Raw genomic sequence first — 18,236 nt, forward strand, 5'->3', positions numbered from 1 at the left:
GATCAGTCGATATCAAACACGACCCCCTGCGCCAGCGGCAATTCGCTGGAATAGTTGATGGTGTTGGTCGCCCGCCGCATGTAGGCGCGCCACGCGTCAGAGCCCGACTCACGCCCGCCGCCGGTTTCCTTTTCGCCACCAAACGCGCCGCCGATCTCGGCCCCGGAGGTCCCGATATTCACATTTGCGATCCCGCAATCGGATCCCCGTGCGGACAGGAAGATCTCCATCTCGCGCAGGTCGGTGGTGAAGATCGACGAGGACAACCCGCCGCCGACCTCGTTATGCATTTCCAGCGCATCATCCAGATCGCTGTATTTCATCACGTAGAGGATCGGCGCAAAGGTTTCGCGCAGCACTGGACCGGCATGGTCCGGCATCTCGACCAAAGCGGGTTTCACGTAGTAGGCGCTTTCGGGGCCCACGGCCTCGCGCTCGCCGCCATGGACGGTGCCGCCAAGGCCTTTCGCCTCCTCCAGCGCCGCCTGCATGCCCTCATAGGCCGTCTTGTCGATCAGCGGGCCGACCAGCGCCTGGGTTTCCAGCGGGTTGCCCACCGTGACCGATCCATAGGCCTTTTTCAGGGCCGGCACGATCTGGTCATAGACCGACTCGTGCACGAAGAGCCGCCGCATCGTGGTGCAGCGCTGCCCTGCCGTGCCCATGGCGCCGAAAGCCACCGCGCGCAGCGTCATGTCCATATCCGCCGAGGGGCAGACGATACCGGCATTGTTGCCGCCCAGTTCCAGGATGCACTTGCCGAACCGTGCCGCCACTTTCGGGCCGACGATCTGGCCCATCCGGGTCGACCCGGTCGCAGAGATCAACGCCACCTTGGGGCTGTCGACCAGCGCCGCGCCGACCTCTGGCCCGCCGACCAGGACCTGGCTCAGGCCGTCGGGCGCGTCGCCGAACCGTGCCATTGCGCGCTCCAGCACCGCCTGGCAGGCCAGCGCGGTCAGCGGCGTCTTTTCCGACGGTTTCCAGATCACCGGATCGCCACAGACCAGCGCCAGCGCGGTGTTCCAGCACCACGGCGCGCAGGGGAAGTTGAAGGCGGTGATGACCCCCACGACGCCCAGCGGATGCCAGGTTTCCATCATCCGGTGGCCCGGCCGTTCGGTGGCGATGGTCAGACCGTACAGCTGGCGCGACAGGCCCACGGCAAAGTCGCAGATATCGATCATTTCCTGCACTTCGCCCAAGCCTTCGGAGGGCGATTTGCCCGCCTCGATGCTGACCATGCGGCCCAGGTCTTCCTTGGATTTGCGCAGCTCTTCAGCGAAGAGGCGCACCAGCTCGCCCCGGCGCGGCGCGGGCACCATGCGCCAGGTGCGGAAGGCCTGCCCGGCCAATGCGATGGCGGCCTCGGTCCCGGCGACGTCATGGGCGGCAAGGCTCGCCACGGCCTCTCCGGTGACCGGAGAGATCACCTCCATCCCGCCAGCAACCTCGAGTTCCGCGGTCACGCCGCAGGCCTCCAGCGTTTCGGATGTCACGGCTTTCAGCGGTTTGGTCAGCATGTCGGGTCCTCTGTCAAAATGGGGTCACGGGGCGCGGCATGTCGCATGGCCTGCGGGACAGGCCGGGCGCCCTTTTGCCGGCACCCTAACGCCGATCCGGCGACGGCGTCCAGATCACCCGTCCGGCGACGCGACGCAAAGCCGAAAGGCTTGCGTTCCGCGGGTCATTTTGCGCCGGGCGGGCAACCGTCCCAGCTTGCGCCGCCCCGCGCCCGGGGATATACGCCCGCCCATGCTGGACACGCCCACGAACCGCCCCGACCTGCCCCCCGAGATCGCGCGCCGCCGCACTTTCGCGATCATCTCGCATCCCGATGCGGGCAAGACGACCCTGACCGAAAAGTTCCTGCTGTTCGGCGGGGCGATCCAGATGGCCGGCCAGGTCCGCGCCAAGGGCGAAGCCCGCCGCACCCGGTCGGACTTCATGCAGATGGAGAAGGATCGCGGGATTTCGGTCTCCGCCTCGGCAATGTCGTTCGATTACAAGACCTTCCGGTTCAATCTTGTCGACACGCCCGGCCACAGCGACTTTTCCGAGGACACCTACCGCACCCTGACCGCCGTGGACGCGGCCGTCATGGTCATCGACGGGGCCAAGGGCGTCGAGTCCCAGACCCGCAAATTGTTCGAGGTCTGCCGCCTGCGCGACCTTCCCATCTTGACCTTTTGCAACAAGATGGACCGCGAGAGCCGCGATACCTTCGACATTATTGACGAAATCCAGGAAAACTTGGCGATCGACGTCACCCCCGCTTCCTGGCCCATCGGGGTTGGGTCGGACTTCATCGGATGCTACGATATCCTGCGCGACCGGCTGGAACTGATCGACCGCAAGGACCGCAACCGCGTCGCCGAAAGTATCGAGATCAACGGCCTCGACGATCCCAAGCTGGCCGACCATGTCCCCGCGCATCTGCTGGACAAGCTGGTGGAAGAGGTCGAGATGGCCAAGGAATTGCTGCCGACGCTGGACCCGCAATCGGTGCTCGAAGGCCATATGACGCCGATCTGGTTCGGCTCTGCCATCAACTCCTTCGGGGTGAAGGAACTGATGGACGGGATCGGTGCCTATGGCCCCGAACCGCAGGTCCAATCCGCCGAACCGCGCAAGATCGCGCCGGAGGAGACCAAGGTTTCCGGCTTTGTTTTCAAGGTGCAGGCCAATATGGACCCCAAGCACCGGGACCGCGTCGCCTTTGTCCGCATGGCATCCGGTCACTTCAATCGCGGCATGAAGCTGACCCATGTGCGCACCAAGAAACCGATGACGATCTCGGCCCCGGTGCTGTTCCTTGCTTCCGACCGCGAACTGGCGGAGGAGGCCTGGGCGGGCGACATCATCGGCATCCCGAACCACGGCCAGCTGCGCATCGGCGACACGCTGACCGAGGGCGAGGCGCTGCGCGTCAGCGGCATCCCCTCCTTCGCGCCGGAACTGCTGCAATCGTGCCGCGCGGGCGACCCGATGAAGGCCAAGCACCTGGAAAAGGCGCTGATGCAATTCGCCGAGGAAGGTGCCGCCAAGGTTTTCAAGCCGACCTTCGGCTCGGGCTTCATCGTCGGCGTTGTCGGCGCCCTGCAATTCGAGGTCCTGGGATCCCGGATCGAGCTGGAATACGGCCTGCCCGTGCGCTTCGAAGCGTCCCAGTTCACCTCGGCCCGCTGGGTGAAGGGCGACCGCCAAGCTGTTGATAAGTTTGTGAATGCGAACAAGCAGCATATCGCAGAGGATCATGACGGCGATGTCGTCTACCTGACGCGCCTGCAATGGGATATCGACCGCGTGGACCGGGATTACCCGGATATCCAACTGACCGCGACCAAGGAAATGATGGGCTGACAGGGCGTTGCGTTGCGGCGCCCCCTCTTGCCACATGGCCTGACGCGCGCCACTCTGCGCCCATGACAGCCGTTTCGCCCTCGAATTTTCCTGACGCCGAACAGGGTGTGGATAACCCCGAGGGCTTTCGCCAGATCAGGCACTTGTACTGGGACCTTCACCCCCTTCCGCTGCCCCCCGCCGGTCCCCCCACATGGGAGGTCGTGGCGACCGTCAAGGCGCCCACCGATCAGATCGCACGCTTCGCCGCGTGGCACCTTGATCTGGGCGCCGACCGTGTCACGCTCTATTTTGACGCGCCCGATCCCGCACAGATCGACGCCCTGCGCCATCCCCGCATCACCGCCCATGCCTGCGACGCCGCCCATTGGGACAAGCGACGTGGACGGCCCGAGACGCATCAGCTGCGCCAGGCGCGGAATGCCACGGAAACCTGGCGGCACTGCAGCGCGGAATGGCTGGCCCATATCGACGTCGACGAATTCCTATTGCCCCCGGCCCCAATGGCGACGCTTCTCGCCGAAGCTCCGGCGGATTGCGCCATGATCCACCTGCCCCCGGTCGAGCAATTGTCCGGCGGGAACGGGCACCTCTTCAAGCGCACCGCCCGGGCTGCGGGGCACAAAAGCACCGTTCTGTCGGACGTTTATCCGACTTTCGGGCAATACCTGCGCGGCGGCTTCCTCAGCCACCTCGAGGGCAAGCACCTGCTGCGCGCCGGTGGCAAACCCCGCGCCGAAAGGGTTCGGTTCGGCATTCACGGCGCATTCTGGCAGGGGCAGGAGATCTCCAACCGCGTGCACTGGCCCGACCTGCCGATGGGCCATGCCCATGCCCCGGACTGGCAGAGCTTCGTTGACCACCTGGCCTTCCGCCGCAGCAAAGGGTCCTACCGCAATCGCGACAAGACCGGCTTCAGACTGGCAGAGCTGATTGATTTCCTTGAGGAAAGCGAAGGCGAAGCCGGGATACGGCAGCTCTATTCCGAAGTGGCAGAGGCGACACCTGACCTGATCGCCCGCCTCGACGCCCATGGCATGTTGCTACGCTACCCGCTGGACACCGTCACGGCACTGAAACGTCATTTCCCGGACCTAGCCCCATGACCACCTGGGGCCTTGTCACCACCGTCCGCGCGCCGTTGCGCACGGTCCTCGACTTCGCCGCCTGGCATCTGGAGCTGGGCGCGCATCGGCTGTTCCTGCATCTCGACGAACCCGACCCCGAGACCTTTGCGATCCTGCGTGCGCATCCCCGGATCCGCCCCATCACGACCGATGCAACCTATTGGAAACGCATGGGGAACCGCCCACGCAAGCACCAGGTGCGCCAGACCAAGAACGCCACCCGCACCTATGAAAAACGCGCCGATGTCGACTGGCTGGCCCATGTCGATATCGACGAATTCCTGATCCCGGATGAGCCGGTCGCCGACATCCTGGCCCGCCTTGGCCCCGACACGCAGGTCGCCCGGATGCGCCCGATGGAGGCGCTGGCGCCGCAGGTCGAAGGCGAAAACCACTGGAACTTCAAGACCCTGACGCTTGACCCCAAGGAGCGCCGCAAGGTCTCGACCGAGGTCTGGCCGACCTATGGCCCTTATCTGAATGGCGGTTTCCTGTCCCATGTGGCCGGCAAGATCTTTGTCCGCACCGGCCTGCCGGAGCCTGAATTCAAGATCCACAACATCTACTCCGCCGGTACGGAAAACCCCGGGGCGCAGGAATTGCCGCAAATCCAGCTGGCCCACATGCATGCGCGCAACTGGACCGATTGGCTTGCCCAATATCGCTACCGGCACGAGGCCGGATCGTACCGTGCCGAATTGAAACCGAACCGCCCGCGCGACAAGGGCGGCCTGTCCCTGCACGAAGTGTTCGCCATGATCGAAGAGGAAGGCGGAGAGGCCGCCCTGCGCCTTTTCTTCGACGAGGTCTGCGCCGCCACACCCGGCCACCTCGACCGGCTAACCCGCGCGGGCTTGCTGCGGCGCATCCACCTGCCCTTCGACGAAGTGCGCGAACGCCACTTCCCCGGCGCAACCTGACCGGGTTGACCGCTTTAAAAGTTTGACCAGACAGGGTTTTTTGGGCTATGCCCGCCGCACTTGGGCCAACCTGACTTCACTCTCAGAGCCATCCGGGCAATTGGTCCTTTTTCGCCGCGCGGGCCGAGACGTGTCCGCAAACAACGGATACGCATGACAAAATTTACTGATCTGAACCTGGACCCCAAGGTCCTCAAGGCCATTGCAGAGGCCGGCTACGAATCGCCGACCCCGATTCAGGCGGGCGCGATTCCCCCTGCACTCGAAGGAAAAGACGTGCTGGGCATCGCCCAGACCGGGACGGGCAAGACCGCGTCCTTCACGCTGCCGATGATCACCCTTCTCGGCAAGGGCCGTGCCCGGGCGCGGATGCCGCGTTCGCTGGTGCTGGCGCCGACGCGGGAACTGGCTGCCCAGGTGGCCGAGAACTTCGACACCTATACCAAGCATATGAAGCTGACCAAGGCGCTGCTGATCGGCGGCGTCAGTTTCAAGGAGCAGGACGCGCTGATCGACCGTGGAGTCGACGTGCTGATCGCCACGCCCGGCCGTCTGCTGGACCATTTCGAACGCGGCAAGCTGCTGCTGACCGGCGTTCAGATCATGGTCGTGGACGAAGCCGACCGCATGCTGGACATGGGCTTCATCCCTGATATCGAAAAGATTTTCAGCCTGACGCCCTTCACGCGCCAGACGCTCTTCTTCTCCGCCACCATGGCGCCCGAGATCGAGCGCATCACCAACACCTTCCTGTCGGCCCCGGCGCGGGTCGAAGTGGCCCGCCAGGCCACCACCTCCGAGACGATCGAACAGGGTGTGGTCATGTTCAAGGCCTCCCGCAAGGACCGCGAAGGCAGCGAAAAGCGCCGCGTCCTGCGCGACCTGATCGAGGCCGAGGGCAAGGCCTGCAAGAACGCGATCATCTTCTGCAACCGCAAGACGGATGTGGATATCACCGCGAAATCGCTGAAGAAATACGGCTACGACGCCGCACCAATCCATGGTGACCTGGATCAGTCGCAGCGGATGAAGACGTTGGACGGGTTCCGCGACGGGACGCTGCGCTTCCTCGTCGCTTCCGACGTTGCGGCGCGCGGGCTGGACATCCCCGATGTGAGCCACGTGTTCAACTTCGACGTCCCGTCCCATGCCGAGGATTACGTGCACCGGATCGGCCGCACGGGCCGCGCAGGCAAGAACGGCAAGGCCGTGATGATCTGCGTGCCGCGCGACGAAAAGAACCTGGCCGATATCGAACGCCTGGTCGAACGCGAAGTGCCCCGCCTGCCCGTACCGGGCGCAAGCCAGCCCGAGGCGGCAGAGGCGCAGGACGCTGAAAAGACCGAAGAAAAGCCCAAGCGCAGCCGCAACCGGTCGCGCAAGAAACCCGAGGATCAGGCCAACGCGCCCAGCCCCCAGGCCAAGGAAGAGAGCCCCGCGCCTCAGTCCAAGGACGACACCTCCGAACCCGCCGAAGAGGCGAAGTCCGGGGACGAGGGCAAGTCGGATCGCGGCCGGTCCCGCGGCGGCCGCGGCCGTTCGCGTCAGGACGACAACAAGGTCGTAGGCATGGGCGATCACATGCCCAGCTTCATCGCCCTCAGCTTTGAACAGCGCCGCGCGGGCTGACTAGAAAGAATGTGACGCAAATCAGCATCACATTCGCCTGCCATTTTCAGACATCCGTAACCAAGCCAGCCATAGCTTGCCCCTGCGTGTCCTATTCAGGCGCGCAAAGGGGGCAATATGGATGACGCATTACGCGTGATCGACCAGCGGCGCTTTGTCCGCTACGACGTCAATTGGGTCGGTCAGGCAGTATTTCCAACGGGCACGACGACGATCCGCGTGCTGGACCTGTCACTGGGCGGGGCGCGGATTGCGTTGCCCCTGCCCTTCGCCAGCTATCAGGCAGAGATCCGGCAATTAAGGCTGCCGGATATCGCGCTGCTGGCCTGCAGTCGGCGTTGGTCGACCGACCGGCTGGTCGGGGTTCAGTTCGACCAACCGGAACAGGCCTATGCCAGCCTCAGGACGATCATCGCCCAGCTGGAAGACAGGGTCAGGAGCTCAGCCGGCTGACAACGACGGTCACTTCGGGTTTCTTGCCGATCTCGTCATTGGCGCTCTGCCGGACGACCTTGCGCAGGGCGTCCTCGATCTTGTCGTCATCCGACAGGGTCTTGGCGTTGGCGCGCCCCAGGAACTGGCTCAGGTCTTCTTCCAGCACGTCCTGGAGGGAGGCATTGGAGCGTCCGGTTTCCGGCAGCCCCATCAGGTCGCACCAGGGGTCACCCAGCGGCTCGTCCGCTTCGTCCAGCACCACAGTCACGGTGACATGGCCGTTCAGCGCCATGCGGATACGGTCGCGGACGATCCCGTCCAGCGCCCCGATCTGTACCGACCCGTCCTTGTAGGTGCGCCCGGTCTCGACATAGTCGACCACTTCAGGCGCATTGCCCGACAGGGACACCATCGTGCCGTTGACGGCCAGCACGCCCTTGCGCCGGTTCGCCTCGGCCAGCTTGGCATGTTCGCGCAGGTGGCGGTGTTCGCCATGCATCGGCACGACGATCTGCGGGTTCACCACCTCGTGCATCTTCAGCAGGTCAGGGCGGTTCGCATGGCCCGACACGTGGTAGCGGCCGGAACTGTCATCAACCACGTCGACGCCCATTTCCGAGAAGGCGTTGATGATGTGGATCACGCCCTTTTCGTTGCCGGGGATGGTCTTGGACGAGAAGAGGAAGGTATCGCCCTCCTTCATCGTCAGCCCCATATGCTTGCCCCGCGACAACTGGGCCGAGGCCGCGCGCCGTTCGCCCTGCGACCCGGTAACAATCAGCATCAGGTTCTCGCGCGGGATGTCCTTGGCGTCTTCCGGTGCCACGACCTTGGGAAAATCGGACAGCACGCCGCTTTCGATCGAGGCCTCGATCATCCGGCGCATCGCCCGGCCCAGCAGGCAGATCGAACGGCCCGCGGCCTCCCCGGCTTCGGCCAGGGTCTTCACCCGCGCCACGTTGGAGGCAAAGGTCGTCGCGACGAACATGCCCTTGGCTTCGCTGATCAACTTGGTGATCTCGGGGCCGACGATGGCCTCCGACCGGCCTTCATTGTCCGAGAAGACATTGGTGCTGTCGCAGATCAGCGCGCGCACGCCGGGGGCGGCAACCTCGCGCCACAGGTCTTCGTCGAAGGGTTCGCCGACCAGCGGTGTCACGTCCAGCTTGAAATCGCCGGTATGGATCACGCGCCCCTCGGGGCTGTCGATCACGAGAGCAGAGCTTTCGGGGATGGAATGCGAGATCGGCAGGAAGCCGATAGTGAACGGGCCGGCCTTGATCGTGTCGGGCCAGGCATTGGCGATGGTCACGGCATTGTCGCCGATCCCGTATTCCGCCAGCTTGCCCCGCGCGATATTGCCGGTGAAGGCCCGCGCATAGACCTTGGGCGCGCCCAGCCGTTCGAACAGGTGCCCGATCGCGCCGACATGGTCCTCGTGGGCATGGGTGATGAACACCGCTTCGAGCCGGTCACGACGTTCTTCCAGCCACGCGATATCGGCAAAGATCAGGTCGACGCCCGGGGTGGTGTCCATGTCCGGGAAGGCCACGCCGATATCGACAAGGATCAGCCGCTCTTCTCCCGGGGCGCCATAGCCATAGACATAGGCGTTCATGCCGATTTCGCCGGCGCCCCCAAGGGGAAGATAGATCAGCCGTTCATTGCTCATACGTTGCCCATTTCGCGATTGTAGTCGTGGATGATCCTAAGTCCGTGGATCGTCAGGAATTCGTCGAATTCGTCATAGAGGGTATCGCCCTGACCGAAGAGCGGCGCAAGGCCCCCGGTCGAAATTACCTTCATCGGGCGGTCATATTCAGCCTTGATCCGTTCCGTGATCTCGCGGACCAGCCCGACATAGCCCCAGAAGACCCCCGATTGCATGCAGGCCACCGTGTTGGTGCCGATGACCTTCTGCGGTTTGGTCACGTCCACATGGGGCAGCGCGGCCGCCATTTCATGCAGCGCCTGCAGGGACAGGTTCACCCCCGGCGCGATGATCCCGCCGACATAGGCACCATCCTCGGCCACCACGTCGAAGGTCGTCGCGGTACCGAAATCCACCACGATCAGGTCGCCGCCATACCGGTCGAACCCGCCCGCCGCATTGACCAGCCGGTCCGGCCCCACGACCGTGCCCTCGTCCACGCGGGGCTGGGTCGGCAGCAGGCATTCCGGTTTGCCCACCACGTAGGGGCGACAGTTGAAATAACGATCCGACAGGACGCGCAGGTTGAACACCACCCGCGGCACGGTCGAAGAGATGATGACCGCGTTGATATCCATCGGGATCTTGTGATGGGTCAGCAGCGTGGACAGCCAGACGTAATACTGGTCCGCCGTGCGCTGATGCTCCGTCGAGGTGCGCAGCGTGCACAGGAACTTTTCCCCGTCCCAGATGGAGAACACGGTATTGGTGTTGCCGCAATCGATCGTCAGAAGCATGGGTCCCCTCCCCCGTTTCAGAAATAGATATCCGCCGCCGCGATGGCCTGTCGCCCGGCATCGGTCGTCAGGATCAGCTGGCCGGTGGCGTCAATCGTCTCGAACCGTCCCCGCGTCTCGGACGTGCCGGTGCGGGCGGTGATGTCGTTGCCCAGATGCGCCGCACGATCCAGCCAGGCGCGGCGGATCGGCTCGAACCCGTAGGTGGCGAACTGGGTCTCGTAACGGGCAAAGGCGGCGGCGAGGAAGGTCAGGAACTCCTCCGGCGCGACCAGGGCCCCGGTGACCGAGGCCAGCGCAACCGGCGGCACCGCCCGCGGCTCCAGACTGTCGATGGCCGGCACGGCGGCCAGGTTCACCCCGACCCCGATGGAGGCACCACAGACCCGGCCGCCCTTCTGCAAGGTTTCCAGCAGGATACCGGCCAGCTTGCCACCGTTCAGCAGCACATCGTTCGGCCATTTCAGCGTCAGCCCCTCGACCCGCCCGGTCGCGGCGACACAGGCGTCGAACAGGGCCAGCGAAGTGGTGAATGAGCGCAGGGCGATCCGGTCCGTCGGATCGCCGGTCGGCAGGATCAGCGTGGTCGCGAAATTGCCCGCGGGCATCGCCCAAGCCCGGCCTCGCCGGCCGCGCGCCGCAGTCTGGTTCAGCGCCAGTATCCAGGTTGGACGCGACACACCCTGGGCAAAGCGTCTCTGCGCCTCGTCCAGGGTGCTGTCGATTTCGGTCAGGATCACGCGGTCATGGCCCTCGGGCCAGACCGTTGCCTGTGTCATCGGATCAGTTGACCAGAGACGCCGCCGCAGCCTGCGCCATATGGTCGATCCCGAAGAGGTTCACGACCCCAAGGACCATCACCGCGGCCGAGCCCATCAGCAGCGCCCAGAGAACCGGGGACTTGCCGCTCTCGACCGTTGCGCCTTCGGCCCCGAAATACATGAAGAACACGATCCGCAGGTAGTAGAAGGCACCGATGGCCGATGCGACTGCCGACAGCGCCACCAGCCAGACCATGTCGGCCTGAAGCGCCGCCTGCCAGACACCCAGCTTGGCGAAGAAGCCCAGGAAGGGCGGCACGCCCGCCAGCGAGAACAGCAGAACCAGCATGGCCAGCGCCCGTGCCGGTTCGGCCTTGGCATAGAGGTTCAGCGACGCGATGTCGGTGACCGGCTCGCCGTCGCGCTGCATCGCCAGGATGAAGGCGAAGGTGCCGACATTCATCGTCACGTAGATCGCCATGTAGACCATCATCGCGCTGACACCGGCCGCATTGCCCGCCGCCAGGCCGATCAGGGCATAGCCCATATGCGCGATCGAGGAATAGGCCATCAGGCGCTTGATGTTGGTCTGGCCGATGGCCGCGATACCGCCCAGGAACATGGACAGGACCGCGATCAGCGCCACGACCTGTTGCCAGTCGCCGACGGAATTGCCGAAGGCGTCATGCATGACGCGGGCGAACAGCCCCATGGCGGCAATCTTGGGCGCGGTGGCGAAAAAGGCGGTGATCGGGGTCGGCGCGCCCTCGTAGACGTCCGGCGTCCACATGTGGAACGGCACGGCCGACACCTTGAAGGCAAAGCCCGACAGCATGAAGACGATCCCGAAGAGCAAGCCGATAGCCACCGGCCCCTCGCCCGCAGAGGCGATGATGCCCGAGAACAGCGTCGTGCCGGCAAAGCCATAGACCAGCGACATGCCGTACAGCAGCAGACCCGAGGACAGCGCGCCCAGCACGAAGTATTTCAGGCCCGCCTCGGTCGACTTGATGTTGTCCCGACGCAGCGACGCGACGACGTAAAGCGCCAGCGATTGCAGCTCCAGCCCCATGTAGACGGCCATCAGGTCCCCGGCAGAGACCATGACCATCATGCCCACCGCCGACAGGGCGACCAGCACCGGGTATTCGAACCGAAGGATGCCGCGGCGTTCCATGTATTCCTGGCCCATGATCAGGACCACGGCCGCCGAGATCAGGATCGTGACCTTGGCAAAGCGGGAAAACGCGTCGTCGACGAACATGCCGCCGAAGGCTGCGTTGCTGCCCTCGCCCGTCGTGGCGATCCAGATGGCGACCAGCGCCATGAACCCGGCGGTGATCCAGACCAGGGCCGAGGCCAGCTTGTCCTTGCCGGTGTAGACCGCGCCGACAAGTGCCAGCATGGCAAAGAGAGCGATCAGGATTTCCGGAAGGATGATGTTCAGATCAGCCTGCATCGTTCAGACCTCCCTCAATGCGACGCGGCGGTGGCGACCTGCGCATCGCCCAGGCGATCCGCGGCGGCCAGGGCCGTTTCATGGTTGTCGATCAGCGCCTCGACCGAGGGCCCGATCACATCGGTAACAAGGCTGGGATAGACCCCCAGCAGCAGGGTCATGACGACCAGCGGGGCAAAGATCCACTTCTCGCGCGCGGTCATGTCGGAGATCGACCGCAGGCTCTCCTTGATCAGGTCGCCCATGACGACCCGACGGTAGAGGTAGAGCGCATAGGCCGCCGACAGGATCACGCCCGAGGTCGCGACCAGCGCCACCCAGGTGTTGACCTGGAAGATACCGACCAGCGTCAGGAATTCCCCGATGAAGCCAGAGGTCCCCGGCAGGCCCACATTGGCCATCGTGAACAGCATGAAGATCAGCGCATAGGCCGGCATCCGGTTCACCAGGCCGCCATAGGCGTCGATATCGCGGGTATGCATCCGGTCATAGATCACGCCGACACAAAGGAAGAGCGCGCCCGAGATGAAGCCGTGCGACAGCATCTGGAAGATGGCCCCGTCGATCCCCTGCTGGTTCGCCGCGAAAATGCCCATGGTGACGTAACCCATATGCGCGACGGACGAATAGGCGATCAGCTTTTTCATGTCTTCCTGCACCAGCGCGACCAGCGAGGTGTAGACGATGGCGATGGCCGACATCCACAGCACCAGCGGCGTCATCACGTCCGCCCCCACCGGGAACATCGGCAGCGAGAACCGCAGGAAGCCGTAGCCGCCCATCTTCAGCAGGATCGCGGCCAGCACGACCGACCCGGCGGTCGGCGCCTGCACGTGTGCGTCCGGCAGCCAGGTATGGACCGGCCACATCGGCATCTTCACCGCAAAGGAGGCGAAGAAGGCGATGAACATCAGGGTCTGCACCCCGCCCACGATCTGGATGCCCAGGAGCGAGAACGTCTCGGACCCAAACTGGTGCGTCATCAGCGTCGGAATGTCGGTGGTGCCCGCATCCGCGTACATCGCGACCATGGCCACCAGCATCAGCACCGAGCCGAGGAAGGTGTAGAGGAAGAACTTGAACGATGCGTAGATCCGGTTCGCGCCCCCCCAGATGCCGATGATCAGGAACATCGGGATCAGGCCGGCCTCGAAGAAGAGGTAGAACAGGACCAGGTCCAGCGCCATGAACACGCCCAGCATCAGCGTTTCCAGCATCAGGAAGGCGATCATGTACTCCTTGACCCGCGTGTTCACGCCCCAGGAGGCGGCGATGGTCAGCGGCATCATGAAGGTGGTCAGCATCACGAACAGGACCGAAATCCCGTCGACGCCCATCTTGTATTTCAGCCCCATCAGCCAGTCGCGTTCCTCGACGAACTGGAAGCCCGTATCGGAAGCGTCGAAGCCGAACAGGATGAACAGCGACACCAGGAAGGTGATGACCGTTGCGATCAGCGCGACCCATTTCGCATTGCGCGCGCCCGCCGCATCGTCGCCGCGCAGGAAGATCGCGAGGATCAGCGCCGCGATGGCCGGCAGGAAGGTGACGATCGAGAGAAGGTTGCTCATTATTCCGCCCCTCCGGTCATCGTCATCCAGGTCACGAAGACCGCGATGCCGATCACCATGGCAAATGCGTAGGTGAAGATGTAGCCGCTCTGCGCCCGGCCCGCGAGCCGGGTAAAGAAGGGGATGATCCCCATGGCCAGACCGTTGATGCCGCCGTCGATGACGTTGCCGTCGCCCTTCTTCCAGAAGAACTTGCCGATCCACATCGCGGGCCGAATGAAGATGAACGCGTAGATTTCATCGAAATACCACTTGTTCAGCAGGAACAGGTACAGCGGACGGTTCGCATCGGCGACCCGTGCCGGCATCGACGGGTTCCAGATGTAGAACCACAGCGCCGTCAGCAGGCCGATCACCATCGCGATGAACGGGCTGACCTTGACCCAGGTCGGGGCGTGGTGCGCTTCGTCCATGACGTGGTTGTCGGGATGCATGAAGATCGCGCCTTCGGGGGCCATGCCGGTCGCGGCATGGGCCACGTCCTCGCCATGGCTGTCCGCCGCGGCGGTCTCACTGTGGTCGTCGGTCGCGGCCTCGTCACCGTGGCTGTCCGCAGCTGCGGTTTCGCCGTGATCGCCGGCCTCTTCGCCATGGCCGGCATCCGCCTCTGCATGGTGGGCGGGAATGCCGAAGAAGGCGTTCACCCGGTCATGCGACCCGAAGAAGGACCCGTACCAGACCATGCCCGAGAACACGGCGCCAAGCGCCAGGACACCCAGCGGGATCAGCATCACCTTGGGGCTTTCATGCGCATGGTCATGCGTATGCTTGTCGCCCCGCGCCTCACCGAAGAAGGTCAGGAAGATCAGGCGCCAGGAATAGAAGGACGTGAACAGCGCCGCGACCACCAGCATCCAGAAGGCATAGCCCCCCGCCGTGCCGGCCCAGGCGCTTTCGATCACCGCGTCCTTGGACAGGAAGCCCGCGAAGCCGATATGGGTCAGCGGAATGCCCACCCCGGTGATCGCCAGCGTACCGATCATCATCGCCCAGAACGTGTAGGGCAGTTTCTTGCGCAGGCCGCCATAGTTTCGCATGTCCTGCTCGTGATGCATCCCGTGGATCACCGACCCGGCACCCAGGAAAAGCATCGCCTTGAAGAAGGCGTGCGTGAACAGGTGGAACATCGCGACCGAGTAGACACCGACGCCTGCGGCCACGAACATGTAGCCCAGCTGGGAACAGGTCGAATAGGCGATCACGCGCTTGATGTCGTTCTGCACCAGGCCCACGGTCGCGGCGAAGAACGCGGTGGTGGCGCCCAGGAAGGTGACAAACACCATGGCCTGCGGGGCGTATTCCATCAGCGGCGACATCCGGCAGACCAGGAAGACGCCCGCGGTCACCATGGTCGCGGCATGGATCAGCGCCGACACCGGGGTCGGGCCTTCCATCGCGTCCGGCAACCATGTGTGCAGGATCAGCTGCGCCGATTTGCCCATGGCGCCCACGAACAGCAGGAAGGCCAGCAGGTTCGCCGCATTCCACTCGGTCCACAGGAAGGTGATCTGGGTTTCCGCCAGCGTCGGGGCGGCGGCAAAGACGTCGTCGAACTGGATCGAGTCGGTCAGGTAGAACAGCCCAAAGATACCAAGCGCGAAGCCGAAATCCCCGACCCGGTTGACGATGAAGGCCTTCATCGCCGCCGCGTTGGCCGAGGGCTTGCGGTAGTAGAAGCCGATCAGCAGGTAGGAGGCGACACCGACGCCTTCCCAGCCGAAGAACATCTGCACCAGGTTGTCCGAGGTCACCAGCATCAGCATCGTGAAGGTGAAGAAGGACAGGTAGGCAAAGAACCGGGCGCGGTAGCTTTCCTCGCCGTCCTTGAAGTTCTCGTCATGCGCCATGTAGCCGAAGCTGTAGAGGTGCACGAGCGCCGAAACCGTGGTGACCACGATCAGCATGATCGAGGTCAGCCGGTCCAGCCGGATGCCCCAGGAGGTCGACAGCGACCCGCTTTCGATCCAGCGCAGCAATTCGATGTGCTGGGTTTCCGGCCCGTGGGTCAGAAAGACGATCCAGGACAGGAAACAGGCCAGGAACAGCAGGCCCGTCGTGACCCACTGCGCCCCGCGGATCGAGATGATCCGCCAGCCGAAGCCCGCGATGAGAGCCCCGAAAAGGGGCGCGAATAGGATGATCGACACCATGGGCTCAGCCTTTCATCACGTTGACGTCTTCGACCGCGATCGTTCCGCGGTTGCGGAAGAAGCAGACGAGGATTGCAAGGCCGATGGCGGCCTCGGCGGCGGCGACCGTCAGCACGAACAGGGTAAAGACCTGCCCGGCCAAATCGCCGTGATACCAGGAGAAGGCGACAAGGTTGATATTCACCGCCAGCAGCATCAATTCGATGCTCATCAGCAGGATGATTATGTTCTTCCGGTTCAGGAAGAGCCCGAAGATGCCGATGACGAATAGCGCTGCGGCCACCGTCAGGTAATGTTCGATCCCAATCATCAATGTCCCTCCGGGTCGTGCCCGTCTTTGGTTTGTCTCGTCGACCCCTCGGGGCCTTTGTCTTCAGCCCAGCGGGCTCTTGCGTGCCAGCAGCCCGATCCGGGCCAGCTGGGCTTCGGTCCAGTTCCGCGACCGCTCGGGCAGCAGCGTCAGCCCCTGCCTGATCGCCCAGGCACCGGCCAACAGCTTCAGCGCCCAGAACGCCGCGTAGGCGGCGATCCCTGCGGGCGAGAGGAGAAAGGCGAACAGATCGCTCACACTCTTCCCCCTTTAGGCGGCGATGCCGGCCGCGCCCGTGGCGATGGCGGCCAATGTCATCGCCAGCGCAGGCACCATGCCGCGCCGGCCGGCGCGACGCTCGGCCAGCATGACCAGCGGAATGGCAGCCGCGAAGGCCACTGCGAACCAGCTCGCCACCGGCATTACAGGCCCTGCCCCGGCTTGACGTCCTTCAGCTCCATCGCCTTGGCCGGGTCGCGCCACATCTGGGCCAGAACGTTCTGGCGCTTGACGTCGTCGCGGTGGCGCAGGGTCAGGACGATCGCACCGATCATCGCGACCAGCAGGATCAGACCCGCCAGTTGGAACAGGATGAAGTACTGATCGTAGATCAGCAGGCCCAGGCCTTGCGTGTTCTCGCCCTCGGGCATCAGCGCCAGGCGGTTGCCTTCGGCCATCGCCGAGGTTTCCCAGCTGCCATAGGCCAGGCCGAACTGCATCAGCAGGATGACCCCGATCAGCAGCGCCAGCGGCATGTATTTCGCCATCTCCGCCTTCAGCGCGGCAAAGTCGACATCCAGCATCATCACCACGAAGAGGAACAGCACCGCGACCGCGCCCACGTAGACGATGATCAGCAGCATCGCGACGAATTCCGCGCCCATCAGCACGAACAGCCCCGCCGAAGAGAGGAAGGCCAGGATCAGCCAGAGCACCGAATGAACCGGGTTCCGGCTGACAACGGTGAACAGCCCTCCCGCCAGGGTCGACAGAGCGAACAGATAAAAGGCCAGCGTTGCGGCAGTCATTCTTGGTCCCCTTCCTTTTGCGCGGCTTCGTGATCGCGGATCACATCCTGCGCGATTTCGCCCGCCCGGGTCATGGCGGGTATGCCGGCAAACATCGACATCTGTGCGATGCATTCGGCGATTTCCTGTTTCTTTGCCCCCAGCTCAAGCAGGTGGCGAACGGTCATCCGGATCTGTGCTTCGGCCTGGGCGCCCTGCATGGTCAGCCCGGCCAGCGTCAGGTACAGCCGCGTCTTGGCATCCAGACCTTCGGTGTTGAAGGTGTTGCCAAAGGCCATTTCCATCCATTCCTTGGGCATGGTCGGCCAGAGCGCGTCGAATCCCTTGGGGGTAAAGCTTTCCAGCGCCGGGTTCATGGATTTCACCATCTCCTGCGCCTGCTGCATCATCATCTCGAACGGGGTCTTGGGATCGCTCATGCCGCGCCCTCCCCGCTCCGGGCCGCCACGCAGCGCACCGCACCGGCGCGGAAGATGCCGGCGGGCTGGCTTTGGCTATGGCGGTCAGTGTCGGACATGGCGTGTCTCGGGTCCTTCCGGATCAGCGGTACGGCGCGTCAAGCTCGAGGTTGCGGGCGATCTCGGCCTCCCAGCGTTCGCCATTGGCGAGCAGCTTGGCCTTGTCGTAGAACAATTCCTCGCGCGTCTCGGTGGCAAACTCGAAGTTCGGGCCTTCGACGATGGCATCCACCGGGCAGGCTTCCTGGCAGAAGCCGCAATAGATGCACTTGGTCATGTCGATGTCGTAGCGCGTCGTCCGGCGCGAGCCGTCCTCGCGCGGTTCGGCGTCGATCGTGATCGCCTGAGCGGGGCAGATCGCCTCGCACAGCTTGCAGGCGATGCAGCGTTCCTCGCCGTTGGGATAACGGCGCAGGGCGTGCTCGCCGCGGAACCGCGGGCTCAGCGGGCCCTTCTCATGCGGGTAGTTCAGGGTGCCCTTGGGTTTGAAGAAGTACTTCATCCCCATCTTGAACCCCTGCCACACGTCCCACAGCAGGAAGTATTTTGCAGCGCGGGTATAGTCGACTTGGGTCAT

At 64.1% G+C, this 18,236-nt stretch carries 18 protein-coding genes; 5 read left to right on the plus strand and 13 right to left on the minus strand.

Annotated features, from left to right (window positions below; genetic code table 11):
- Window positions 1-2 precede the first annotated feature (2 nt).
- Window positions 3-1,523 carry an L-piperidine-6-carboxylate dehydrogenase gene (gene amaB / locus ATO9_RS12630; RefSeq protein ID WP_043749379.1) on the minus strand — a complete coding sequence of 507 codons (1,521 nt, stop codon included), beginning with the start codon at window positions 1,521-1,523 and terminating at the stop codon, window positions 3-5.
- A gap of 232 nt (window positions 1,524-1,755) precedes the next feature.
- On the opposite strand from amaB, the gene ATO9_RS12635 reads away from it, so the two are divergent.
- From ATO9_RS12635 to ATO9_RS12655, 5 genes are all read left to right on the plus strand, one after another.
- Window positions 1,756-3,363, plus strand: a complete 1,608-nt coding sequence (locus tag ATO9_RS12635; protein WP_043749382.1) for a peptide chain release factor 3 — start codon at window positions 1,756-1,758, stop codon at window positions 3,361-3,363.
- 203 nt (window positions 3,364-3,566) lie between these two features.
- A complete protein-coding gene (locus ATO9_RS12640) occupies window positions 3,567-4,469 on the plus strand; it encodes a glycosyltransferase family 2 protein (RefSeq protein WP_052418288.1) in 903 nt (300 codons plus the stop codon).
- Window positions 4,466-5,410: a glycosyltransferase family 2 protein gene (locus tag ATO9_RS12645; protein WP_043749383.1), complete on the plus strand. Its 945-nt coding sequence runs from the start codon at window positions 4,466-4,468 to the stop codon at window positions 5,408-5,410. The genes ATO9_RS12640 and ATO9_RS12645 overlap by 4 nt, the downstream gene beginning before the upstream one ends.
- 153 nt (window positions 5,411-5,563) lie before the next feature.
- Window positions 5,564-7,039 carry a DEAD/DEAH box helicase gene (locus ATO9_RS12650; protein ID WP_043749384.1) on the plus strand — a complete coding sequence of 492 codons (1,476 nt, stop codon included), beginning with the start codon at window positions 5,564-5,566 and terminating at the stop codon, window positions 7,037-7,039.
- Between the two features lie 117 nt (window positions 7,040-7,156).
- The gene (locus ATO9_RS12655; RefSeq protein WP_043749385.1) at window positions 7,157-7,492 is read left to right on the plus strand and encodes a PilZ domain-containing protein; all 336 of its coding nucleotides are present in this window, start codon (window positions 7,157-7,159) and stop codon (window positions 7,490-7,492) included.
- Here the strand turns inward: ATO9_RS12655 and ATO9_RS12660 are convergent.
- From ATO9_RS12660 to nuoI, 12 genes are all read right to left on the minus strand, one after another.
- Window positions 7,473-9,146, minus strand: a complete 1,674-nt coding sequence (locus tag ATO9_RS12660; RefSeq protein WP_043749387.1) for a ribonuclease J — start codon at window positions 9,144-9,146, stop codon at window positions 7,473-7,475. The two genes, ATO9_RS12655 and ATO9_RS12660, sit on opposite strands and share 20 nt — an antisense overlap.
- Complete coding sequence (locus ATO9_RS12665; RefSeq protein ID WP_043749389.1) at window positions 9,143-9,922, minus strand: type III pantothenate kinase; 780 nt, start codon at window positions 9,920-9,922, stop codon at window positions 9,143-9,145. The genes ATO9_RS12660 and ATO9_RS12665 overlap by 4 nt, the downstream gene beginning before the upstream one ends.
- Before the next feature lie 17 nt (window positions 9,923-9,939).
- A complete protein-coding gene (locus tag ATO9_RS12670; RefSeq protein ID WP_043749392.1) occupies window positions 9,940-10,701 on the minus strand; it encodes a biotin--[acetyl-CoA-carboxylase] ligase in 762 nt (253 codons plus the stop codon).
- A gap of 4 nt (window positions 10,702-10,705) precedes the next feature.
- Window positions 10,706-12,142, minus strand: a complete 1,437-nt coding sequence (gene nuoN, locus ATO9_RS12675) for an NADH-quinone oxidoreductase subunit NuoN (RefSeq protein WP_043749395.1) — start codon at window positions 12,140-12,142, stop codon at window positions 10,706-10,708.
- A 14-nt stretch (window positions 12,143-12,156) separates the two neighbouring features.
- Window positions 12,157-13,713, minus strand: coding sequence for an NADH-quinone oxidoreductase subunit M (locus ATO9_RS12680; RefSeq protein ID WP_043749399.1), 1,557 nt, complete (start codon window positions 13,711-13,713; stop codon window positions 12,157-12,159).
- Entirely contained in the window at window positions 13,713-15,863 is a 2,151-nt protein-coding gene (gene nuoL / locus ATO9_RS12685) for an NADH-quinone oxidoreductase subunit L (protein ID WP_043749405.1), read from the minus strand. The genes ATO9_RS12680 and nuoL overlap by 1 nt, the downstream gene beginning before the upstream one ends.
- A 4-nt stretch (window positions 15,864-15,867) precedes the next feature.
- Window positions 15,868-16,173, minus strand: coding sequence for an NADH-quinone oxidoreductase subunit NuoK (nuoK, locus tag ATO9_RS12690; RefSeq protein ID WP_043749408.1), 306 nt, complete (start codon window positions 16,171-16,173; stop codon window positions 15,868-15,870).
- A gap of 63 nt (window positions 16,174-16,236) precedes the next feature.
- Complete coding sequence (locus ATO9_RS12695; protein WP_043749411.1) at window positions 16,237-16,431, minus strand: hypothetical protein; 195 nt, start codon at window positions 16,429-16,431, stop codon at window positions 16,237-16,239.
- Between the two features lie 12 nt (window positions 16,432-16,443).
- On the minus strand, window positions 16,444-16,596 hold the full coding sequence (locus ATO9_RS24295) for a hypothetical protein (RefSeq protein WP_162183072.1): 153 nt from the start codon (window positions 16,594-16,596) through the stop codon (window positions 16,444-16,446).
- The gene (locus ATO9_RS12700; protein ID WP_043749414.1) at window positions 16,596-17,201 is read right to left on the minus strand and encodes an NADH-quinone oxidoreductase subunit J; all 606 of its coding nucleotides are present in this window, start codon (window positions 17,199-17,201) and stop codon (window positions 16,596-16,598) included. The genes ATO9_RS24295 and ATO9_RS12700 overlap by 1 nt, the downstream gene beginning before the upstream one ends.
- A complete protein-coding gene (locus tag ATO9_RS12705; protein WP_043749417.1) occupies window positions 17,198-17,620 on the minus strand; it encodes a carboxymuconolactone decarboxylase family protein in 423 nt (140 codons plus the stop codon). Before ATO9_RS12705 ends, ATO9_RS12700 begins: the two co-directional genes overlap by 4 nt.
- A gap of 121 nt (window positions 17,621-17,741) precedes the next feature.
- On the minus strand, window positions 17,742-18,236 hold the full coding sequence (gene nuoI, locus ATO9_RS12710) for an NADH-quinone oxidoreductase subunit NuoI (RefSeq protein ID WP_043749420.1): 495 nt from the start codon (window positions 18,234-18,236) through the stop codon (window positions 17,742-17,744).

It is taken from the genome of Pseudooceanicola atlanticus (assembly GCF_000768315.1).
Taxonomy (GTDB): Bacteria; Pseudomonadota; Alphaproteobacteria; order Rhodobacterales; family Rhodobacteraceae; genus Pseudooceanicola; species Pseudooceanicola atlanticus.

Excerpts from the sequence above, each read along its gene's own strand:
- amaB (WP_043749379.1), bottom strand. The coding sequence starts at position 1,523 with ATGCTGACCAAACCGCTGAAAGCCGTGACATCCGAAACGCTGGAGGCC.
- ATO9_RS12650 (WP_043749384.1), top strand. The coding sequence starts at position 5,564 with ATGACAAAATTTACTGATCTGAACCTGGACCCCAAGGTCCTCAAGGCC.
- ATO9_RS12700 (WP_043749414.1), bottom strand. The coding sequence starts at position 17,201 with ATGACTGCCGCAACGCTGGCCTTTTATCTGTTCGCTCTGTCGACCCTG.
- nuoK (WP_043749408.1), bottom strand. The coding sequence starts at position 16,173 with ATGATTGGGATCGAACATTACCTGACGGTGGCCGCAGCGCTATTCGTC.
- ATO9_RS12660 (WP_043749387.1), bottom strand. The coding sequence starts at position 9,146 with ATGAGCAATGAACGGCTGATCTATCTTCCCCTTGGGGGCGCCGGCGAA.
- ATO9_RS12670 (WP_043749392.1), bottom strand. The coding sequence starts at position 10,701 with ATGACACAGGCAACGGTCTGGCCCGAGGGCCATGACCGCGTGATCCTG.
- nuoL (WP_043749405.1), bottom strand. The coding sequence starts at position 15,863 with ATGGTGTCGATCATCCTATTCGCGCCCCTTTTCGGGGCTCTCATCGCG.
- ATO9_RS12645 (WP_043749383.1), top strand. The coding sequence starts at position 4,466 with ATGACCACCTGGGGCCTTGTCACCACCGTCCGCGCGCCGTTGCGCACG.
- ATO9_RS24295 (WP_162183072.1), bottom strand. The coding sequence starts at position 16,596 with ATGCCGGTGGCGAGCTGGTTCGCAGTGGCCTTCGCGGCTGCCATTCCG.
- ATO9_RS12655 (WP_043749385.1), top strand. The coding sequence starts at position 7,157 with ATGGATGACGCATTACGCGTGATCGACCAGCGGCGCTTTGTCCGCTAC.
- ATO9_RS12665 (WP_043749389.1), bottom strand. The coding sequence starts at position 9,922 with ATGCTTCTGACGATCGATTGCGGCAACACCAATACCGTGTTCTCCATC.
- nuoN (WP_043749395.1), bottom strand. The coding sequence starts at position 12,142 with ATGCAGGCTGATCTGAACATCATCCTTCCGGAAATCCTGATCGCTCTC.
- ATO9_RS12705 (WP_043749417.1), bottom strand. The coding sequence starts at position 17,620 with ATGAGCGATCCCAAGACCCCGTTCGAGATGATGATGCAGCAGGCGCAG.
- ATO9_RS12680 (WP_043749399.1), bottom strand. The coding sequence starts at position 13,713 with ATGAGCAACCTTCTCTCGATCGTCACCTTCCTGCCGGCCATCGCGGCG.
- ATO9_RS12635 (WP_043749382.1), top strand. The coding sequence starts at position 1,756 with ATGCTGGACACGCCCACGAACCGCCCCGACCTGCCCCCCGAGATCGCG.
- nuoI (WP_043749420.1), bottom strand. The coding sequence starts at position 18,236 with ATGACCCAAGTCGACTATACCCGCGCTGCAAAATACTTCCTGCTGTGG.